Raw genomic sequence first — 302 nt, 5'->3', positions numbered from 1 at the left:
ATTATAAAACTTTCACCGAACGCCTGAAGGATTTTCCTGTGACGGTAGATTACCTGAACCGTTTTCGAACAGCCAAGGAAAGAAGAACCACGCTGGAAGAGCTGGAGAATGGGAGGGTTGATATCGTCATTGGTACTCACCAGCTGGTAAACAAAGCGGTGAAATTTAAAGATCTCGGACTTCTGGTTGTGGATGAGGAACAGAAATTTGGGGTGGCTGTAAAAGACAAGCTGAAGACCATCAAGGAAAATGTGGACACGCTTACGTTGACTGCTACGCCAATTCCGCGCACGTTGCAGTTC

General features: G+C 46.4%; 1 protein-coding gene. It reads left to right on the top strand.

Annotated elements, in window-relative coordinates:
- The coding region (locus tag HC176_RS18880; RefSeq protein WP_167920505.1) for a DEAD/DEAH box helicase at positions 1–302 on the top strand (302 nt) is incomplete at both ends.

The organism is Tamlana crocina, assembly GCF_012037625.1.
Note: the sequence above shows the minus strand (reverse complement) of the source record. Positions and strands in the feature narration are given on the sequence as shown.